Raw genomic sequence first — 7,421 nt, forward strand, 5'->3', positions numbered from 1 at the left:
GCAATCAGCCGATCGCGGGGCCGAGCAGGTCATCGGCGTCGGTGATCCGGTAGGCGTAACCCTGCTCGGCCAGGAACCGCTGCCGGTGGGCGGCGTAGTCGGCATCGACGGTGTCGCGGGACACCACCGAGTAGAAGTGCGCCTGTCCACCATCGGCCTTCGGCCGCAGGAGCCGGCCCAGACGCTGGGCCTCTTCCTGTCGGGAGCCAAACGTTCCCGAGACCTGGACCGCGACGGACGCCTCGGGTAGATCGATGGAGAAGTTGGCGACCTTCGAAACGACGAGCGTCTGGATCTCACCGGTGCGGAACTGCGCGAACAACTCTTCGCGCTCCTTGTTCTTCGTGGATCCCTTGATCACCGGGGCGTCGAGGGCCGCGCCGAGTTCATCGAGCTGATCGAGATAGGCACCGATGATCAGCGTCTGAGAGTCCTTGTGCTGCTCCAGGATCGACTTCACGACGTTGATCTTGGTGTGCGCGGTGGAGCACAGTTTGTACTTCTCTTCGGGCTCGGCGACCGCGTATTCGAGGCGTTCGTTGTCGGTGAGGGTCACACGCACCTCGATGCATTCGGCCGGTGCGATCCAGCCCTGCGCCTCGATGTCCTTCCACGGGGCGTCGTACCGTTTGGGCCCGATGAGGCTGAACACATCGCCCTCTCGGCCGTCTTCGCGGACCAGGGTCGCGGTGAGACCGAGCCGGCGCCGTGACTGCAGGTCGGCGGTCATCCGGAACACCGGAGCGGGCAGAAGGTGGACCTCGTCGTAGATGATCAGGCCCCAGTCCCGCGAATCGAACAGGTCGAGATTGCGGTACTCGCCCTTCGACTTACGGGTCATCACCTGGTACGTCGCGATGGTGACCGGGCGGATCTCCTTGCGCTCGCCGGAGTACTCGCCGATCTCTTCTTCCGTGAGGGATGTGCGGGCGATCAGCTCGCGCTTCCACTGCCGTCCGGCGACGGTGTTGGTGACCAGGATCAGTGTGGTGGCCTGCGCGGTTGCCATCGCGGCGGCCCCGACCATCGTCTTTCCCGCCCCGCATGGCAGAACAACCACACCCGATCCGCCGGCCCAGAACGACTCGGCGGCGAGCTGCTGGTAGTCGCGGAGCTCCCAACCGTTCTGGTCGAGCTCGATGGCATGGGCCTCGCCATCGACGTAACCGGCAAGGTCCTCGGCCGGCCAGCCGACCTTGAGGAGGATCTGTTTGAGACGTCCGCGCTCGGACGGATGCACGATTACGGTGTCGTCGTCGACCCGGGCGCCGAGCATCGGGGCGACCTTCTTGTTCCGCATGATCTCGACAAGTACGGCCCGGTCGAAGCTGACCAGTGTCAGTCCATGGACCGGACTCTTGACCAGTTGCAGCCGCCCGAAGCGGCCCATGGTGTCGACAACGTCCATGAGCAGCGGCTGCGGCACTGCGTACCGCGAGTACGTGACCAGCGCATCAACCACCTGCTCGGCGTCGTGTCCGGCAGCCCGGGCATTCCACAACGCCAGCGGTGTCACCCGGTAGGTGTGCACATGTTCGGGTGCACGTTCGAGTTCGGCGAACGGCGCGATGGCTGCCCGCGCCTCGGCCGCGAGGGGGTGGTCAACCTCGAGTAGCAGGGTTTTGTCGGATTGCACGATCAGGGGTCCGTCGGTCACAAGGATTCATTGTCCTCAGAACCGGGCACACCCGCCACGTCGGGCACGTTTTGATCGAGAAACGGACAACTGGCATCCTGCGGATGTGACCGACAAATGATTGGCCGCCGAGAATCCGGCGACCGGCTGCTTGGAAGGGAGCATGTTTGTGCAGACCGATTCTATGGCGAGGGAAGCATCGTCCCAGACCATCTCACCTGCGAGATCCGGGACTGCGGTAGGCCGCGATGTCGACGTATATCGAACTCGTGGCACCGGGGTCAGCAGTATCGAACCCCGGCCGCATCCCACCGTCTGGGGTGATGGAGATCGCGGTCCGCTGTCCCCCGGAGCGCTGAGCGGATATGAGGGCCGCGGCTACCACCTTGCCGAGGGGGCACTGACCTCGGAGGACATCGACGCGTGCCGCGATGAGCTGGCGCACCTGACACTCCGACTCGGTGATGACAACCGGATCATCCGAGAGCGTTCGGATGGCTCGATACGGTCGATCTTCGACGTGCACAAACTCAGCGATGTGGTCGCTGAGATCTGCTCGAGGCCGCAGATCGTGGATGTCGCACGGCAGATCCTCGACGACGAGGTCTACATCCATCAGAGCCGGATCAACTTCAAGCCGGGTTTCGCCGGTGGGCCGTTCTATTGGCATTCCGATTTCGAGACCTGGCACGCGGAAGACGGCATGCCGGCACCGCGCGCCCTGAGCGTCTCGCTCGCGCTGACTCCGAACCGCAGCGACAACGGTGCGTTGATGATCGTTCCCGGCTCCCACAAGCACTTCATGAGCTGTGCCGGGAAGACCCCGGACGGTTATCACGCGGAGTCCCTGGCGTCGTATCGGCCGCCTGTGGGCACACCTGATGAAGCGCAGGTGACACAGATGGCCGAAAAGTACGGCATCGACACGGTGACCGGGCCGGCGGGTTCGGTGCTGTACTTCGACTCGAACTGCCTTCATGCCTCTGCCGGGAACATCACGCCGTTCCCGCGGAGCAACCTGTTTGTGGTCTTCAACAGCCGCGCGAATGCGTTGGTCAGGCCATTCGCATCCGCGTCCCCGCGACCGCAATACCTGGCCAACGAAGTGATGGATCCGCAGCGCCAGCAGGTCCGGTGGCAGAACGCCTCTGTCGGACGTAGCTGATACCGTTTGAATGGGCGTTCGATGGTCACTCTCGTGCTGCTTCGGGAAGTCTCGGAACCTGTTGCGCGGCAGTTTGATTGGTTCCCGAGAGGGGGTTGCGAGCGTCTGTTCGATCCGGTAGCCTGGACACAGTTGACCGAATGGATATGACGAGTCGCGTTACACCACCTTCCCCCAGAGAATTGGTCAGCTTTCCTGCTGTTTTTCTGCCTGGAGGGTGTTCTGTGTTGCGTCTTCTCGATGTGGTCGACGCTCTGGTCGACCTGGTCATCCCCGATGATCCTGGTGATCTGCTGGCCATGACCAAAGACCTGATCACCGTGCGTAACGCGGCTGAGCATCAGCTTGCGGTGTGTGCGGCGGTGATCGATCAATCAGGTATCGCGCGTAAAGCGGGGTCGACGACAGCAAAGTTGTTGCAGGCCAACGGCGCTGCGCCGGGTGCGGCGTATCGGTGGATCCGCATCGGTTCAGGATTATCTGGTTTGGATCGTACCGCGGGGTATTCGCGGGACGGGTTCGTGTCCTGCGAACATGTGGACGCGGTGGTGAAGGGTGTTGGGCACATCGTCGACCGGTCCGAGAGTCCGGTGACCGATGGGCAGCGGGTGGAGTTCGAGCGGACACTGTTGAGCCACGCCATCTCTGGGTCACCACCGTCGGAGATCAGTGCGGTCGCACGCGCGGTGGGGAACGAGGTCGCCCACGAGTCCGGCGGCCTGCCGCCGGCCGAAGACCGCTCATCGAACAGTCTGGACTATGCCGTCAATCCCGAGGGTCGCTGCGTCGGCAGGTTCGACGTGGATGCGGTGATCGGTGAAAAACTGTTCTCCGCCTTGGATTCCTGGTCCAAACCCCGCCCCGAACCCGACGGCAGCGACGATGCCCGCACCCCCACCCAGCGCCGCGCTGATGCGCTGCATCAACTATTGGATTGCGGTGGTGGCGGGCAGGACGTGGTGTCGGCGCCGCGGACCGAGGTGTTTGTGACCGTGCCCGCCGATCATCCAGAGGCGTCGTTGTTGCGGTGGATGGGGCCGATCACCGCAGCAACTGCCGAAGTGTTGGCGTGTGATTCGTCGATCACCTCGGTCACCCTCGACGGTGAACAAGTGCCGATTGATCTGAGTCCGCCCAAGAGATTGTTCACCGGGCTGGTGCGTAAAGCGATCATTGTCCGCGATGAGTGTTGTGTGAAGTGCGGCGACTCGGTGACCTGGGTCGATTGTCACCACATCGTGCACTTCGCCGACGGCGGAGCCACCACCCTGGACAACGGGTGTTTGCTGTGCCGCACCTGCCACATGGCGGTGCATAACACCGATTGGGACGTGATCATGGGATCCGACGGACATCCCTGGCTGATCCCACCCGCCGACATCGACCCGCAGCGAAGACCACTACCGGCCTACAACCGGCGAACCCTCACCCTCGCAGCCTGATTCGATCCGACCAATTCACCGATAAGACCAGATCTTCCCTGCCGCACCCGACCTCTCGGTCGGGACCGCGCACGAAAATTGACAACTCCACAGTGTGAAAGTCGTGGTGCTGCCGCCCAGACGGGCTGCGGCGGCAGCACCACTCGGCGCTACAGACCCCGGCCTCAGTTCGCCACTTGCGTCCATCGGTACGGTGAAGTCTGTGTGCGGATCAGAGACTCTGTCGGTAGAAGAGGCGCAAGCTGTTCGTTCGGTGTGGCAGGAGCTCGATCTGCCTGGTCTCATCGACGTGCACACCCACTTCATGCCCAAGCCGGTCATGGACAAGGTGTGGGCGTACTTCGATTCGGTGGGACCGCTGGTCGGGCGCGAATGGCCCATCACCTACCGGGCCGATGAAGATCAGCGGATCGAGACCCTGCGAGAGTTCGGGGTCCGGGCGTTCACGTCGATGATCTATCCGCACAAACCGGACATGGGTGCCTGGCTCAACAGCTGGTCCGCCGAATTCTCGGCGCGCACCCCGGACTGCCTGCACACTGCCACGTTCTACCCGGAGGAATCGGCGCCGCAGTACGTTGCCGATGCCATCGAATCCGGTGCCGCGGTGTTCAAGTCGCATATCCAGGTGGGCGACTACAGTCCGGTCGACCCGCTACTCGACGATGTCTGGGGCACCATCTCGGACGCCGCGACGCCTGTGGTGATCCACTGCGGGTCCGGTCCGGCCCCGGGCACGTATACCGGCCCAGAACCCATCGCCCGACTACTGCAACGCTTTCCGCGCCTGCCACTGATCATCGCCCACATGGGCATGCCCGAATACGACGACTTCCTCGAACTCGCCGGCAAGTACGGCAACGTCCACCTCGACACGACCATGGCGTTCACCGCCTTTGCCGAAGAAGGTGCCCCGTTCCCGCAAGGTTCGAAGCAGAAGCTGATCGACCTGGGCGATCGCATTCTGTGGGGCAGCGACTTTCCGAACATCCCGTACACCTATACGAGTGCGCTGACGGCTGTCGACGGCCTCGGACTCGGAGACGACTGGGTACGTGGCGTGCTGCATCACAACGCCGCACGGCTGTTCGGTATCGAAACGCCCGAGCACGTGGCCTAACTCTGACGCGCTGCCTGCGCCGCGATCCGGGCCTGAACCTCAGGACGTCGCAGCGGTGGGACCGTCTTGGGTGGCTGCCGCCGGGGTGGCAGGGCCTGCAGCAACTCCGTGGTCGCGGCCGTGACCCGTTCGACGGCGAGCTCGAACGCCTCGATACTCGCCGCCGACGGCTTCTGCACGCCGCTCACCTTGCGCACGTACTGTCGCGCCGCCGCTTCGATCTCAACTGCCGACGCGGGCGGCTCCAGCCCTCGGAGCTCGGTTATGTTGCGGCACATGGGCTCAACTCCTCAACTGTGATTCTCGATCATTCTGCGATCTTCACTACCGCCTTGCCCAAGATCTTGCCGCCCGCCAGATCTTCGAGGGCCTGCGGCAGATCGGCCAATGGGTAGGTCCGGTTCACGGGTGGGCGCATGCCGGCAGCGACCATCGCTGTGAGGTCTTTGTGCAGCTCGGCAGGCAGGCCCGGATGGGTTCGCACGTATTCGCCCCACGCCGCGCCGACCACGGAGATGTTGCGGAACAGGACCCGGTTCAGCTTCACGGTCGGGATCCCGCCCGCGGCAAAACCGATCACGACAAACCGGCCGTCAGGGGCCACCTGGCGCAACGCCTCGTCGAACACCTCACCGCCGACCGGATCGATCAGGACGTCCACGCCGTTTCCGGTGAGTTCCTTGATTTTCGTGGCCCAGCCATCTTCGAGCTGAACGACCTCGTCGGCGCCCACACTCTTCAGCAACTCCTCGGCACCCTTGCGGTGCACGATCGCGATGACCTTCGCTCCCATCGCCTTTGCCACCTGGATGGTGGCGACACCGACACCACCGGCACTGCCGAGCACACCGACGGTCTCACCTGGTTGCAGGTTCGCCCGCGTCTTCAATGCAAAGATCGCTGTCTGCAGGTTGATGCCCATCGCGGCGCCTTCGTCGAAGGTCAATTCCGGCGGGATCGGAAGCAGCTGCTCGTCGGTGGCGACCACCTGTTCGGCAAATCCACCCACGACCGACATGACCTGTACCCGATCACCAACGGAGTAGGCGGAACCGTCCGGCGCCTGAGCCACCACGCCGGCCACCTCGGTGCCGGGGGTGAACGGAGTCGGAATCCGCAGCTGGTATTTGCCCTGACTCATCAGCAGATCGGGAAAGCAAATTCCGCACGACTTCACGTCGATGAGCAGCTGATTGTCCGCGGGCACTGGGTCGGGAACCTCCGTCAGGGTCAACCCGCTCGGACCGGTCTCTTCGTTGAGTATCTGAGCCTTCATAACGCCCAACCCTACGCGGGGACGCCGATAGGATCACTGATATGACCTCTGTACCCAAGACGCACAATGATCAGCCCAGCGAGCTCCAACTACAGGTGGCCAAGGACGCCCCCGGTTTCATGGAGATCGATGAGGCGATTGCCCTGTATCGGGTTGCGCAGCAGTATCTGTCAGCGCCTGATGCGGTGGGAATCGGCGTCGAGATCGGTACCTACTGCGGAAAGTCCACCGTGTTCCTCGGCGCCGCCGCACAGCCCCTCGGCGCGACGATCACCACCATCGACCATCACCGCGGTTCCGAAGAACACCAGCCCGGCTGGGAGTATCACGACACCACGCTGGTCGACCCTCACACCGGGACGCTCGACACCTCCGCCCGATTCCGCAGGACGATCTGGGATGCCGGACTCGAAGGCACCGTGATCGGTCTTCTCGCGACGTCCACGGCAGCGGCCCGTATCTGGGGCCGCCCGGCCGACTTCGTGTTCATCGACGGTGGGCACAGCAGCGAGGCCGCACAGAACGATCTGGCCGGATGGGCGCCCTGGGTCCGCCTCGGCGGCGCCCTGCTGATCCACGACGTATTCCCCGATCCGGCCGACGGGGGACGTCCGCCGTTCGAGATCTACGAAAAGGCCTTGGCAACAGGACAGTTCACCGAGGTCGGCGTCCAGGGATCACTACGGGTGCTGCGGCGCGACGCCGGGGTGCCGGGCGAACCACTGTTCTGACCAGCGCCGGATCTTGATCGACGACGGACGCCGGCCACCGCCGATCGGCGG

At 63.8% G+C, this 7,421-nt stretch carries 7 protein-coding genes; 4 read left to right on the plus strand and 3 right to left on the minus strand.

The window, feature by feature from the left end:
- Positions 1 to 4: 4 nt before the first annotated feature.
- On the minus strand, positions 5 to 1,657 hold the full coding sequence (locus tag VIQ49_RS08310; RefSeq protein ID WP_331883074.1) for a DNA repair helicase XPB: 1,653 nt from the start codon (positions 1,655 to 1,657) through the stop codon (positions 5 to 7).
- A gap of 163 nt (positions 1,658 to 1,820) precedes the next feature.
- Here VIQ49_RS08310 and VIQ49_RS08315 point away from each other — a divergent pair, with 163 nt between their 5' ends.
- The 3 genes from VIQ49_RS08315 (at position 1,821) to VIQ49_RS08325 (ending at position 5,363) form a co-directional block, all read left to right on the plus strand.
- The gene (locus VIQ49_RS08315; protein WP_331883097.1) at positions 1,821 to 2,801 is read left to right on the plus strand and encodes a phytanoyl-CoA dioxygenase family protein; all 981 of its coding nucleotides are present in this window, start codon (positions 1,821 to 1,823) and stop codon (positions 2,799 to 2,801) included.
- 224 nt (positions 2,802 to 3,025) lie between these two features.
- Positions 3,026 to 4,243 (plus strand): HNH endonuclease signature motif containing protein, encoded by a 1,218-nt coding sequence (locus VIQ49_RS08320; protein ID WP_331883076.1) that lies wholly within the window; start codon positions 3,026 to 3,028, stop codon positions 4,241 to 4,243.
- A 202-nt stretch (positions 4,244 to 4,445) separates the two neighbouring features.
- On the plus strand, positions 4,446 to 5,363 hold the full coding sequence (locus VIQ49_RS08325) for an amidohydrolase family protein (protein ID WP_331883078.1): 918 nt from the start codon (positions 4,446 to 4,448) through the stop codon (positions 5,361 to 5,363).
- Here the strand turns inward: VIQ49_RS08325 and VIQ49_RS08330 are convergent.
- Together VIQ49_RS08330 and VIQ49_RS08335 are read right to left on the minus strand one after the other, a co-directional pair.
- Positions 5,360 to 5,641, minus strand: coding sequence for a DUF2277 domain-containing protein (locus VIQ49_RS08330; RefSeq protein ID WP_331883080.1), 282 nt, complete (start codon positions 5,639 to 5,641; stop codon positions 5,360 to 5,362). The genes VIQ49_RS08325 and VIQ49_RS08330 overlap by 4 nt on opposite strands.
- Positions 5,642 to 5,670: 29 nt before the next feature.
- The gene (locus VIQ49_RS08335) at positions 5,671 to 6,639 is read right to left on the minus strand and encodes an NADPH:quinone oxidoreductase family protein (protein WP_331883082.1); all 969 of its coding nucleotides are present in this window, start codon (positions 6,637 to 6,639) and stop codon (positions 5,671 to 5,673) included.
- A gap of 41 nt (positions 6,640 to 6,680) precedes the next feature.
- Between VIQ49_RS08335 and VIQ49_RS08340 the strand changes: the two genes are divergently transcribed.
- A complete protein-coding gene (locus VIQ49_RS08340) occupies positions 6,681 to 7,370 on the plus strand; it encodes a class I SAM-dependent methyltransferase (protein WP_331883085.1) in 690 nt (229 codons plus the stop codon).
- Positions 7,371 to 7,421 lie beyond the last annotated feature (51 nt).

Origin of the sequence: Williamsia sp. (assembly GCF_036566845.1) — a bacterium.
Classification (GTDB): Bacteria; Actinomycetota; Actinomycetes; order Mycobacteriales; family Mycobacteriaceae; genus Williamsia.

Bases quoted from the DNA above. Each gene is read 5' to 3' on its own strand.
- VIQ49_RS08330 (WP_331883080.1), bottom strand. From the start codon at position 5,641: ATGTGCCGCAACATAACCGAGCTCCGAGGGCTGGAGCCGCCCGCGTCG.
- VIQ49_RS08335 (WP_331883082.1), bottom strand. From the start codon at position 6,639: ATGAAGGCTCAGATACTCAACGAAGAGACCGGTCCGAGCGGGTTGACC.
- VIQ49_RS08315 (WP_331883097.1), top strand. From the start codon at position 1,821: ATGGCGAGGGAAGCATCGTCCCAGACCATCTCACCTGCGAGATCCGGG.
- VIQ49_RS08340 (WP_331883085.1), top strand. From the start codon at position 6,681: ATGACCTCTGTACCCAAGACGCACAATGATCAGCCCAGCGAGCTCCAA.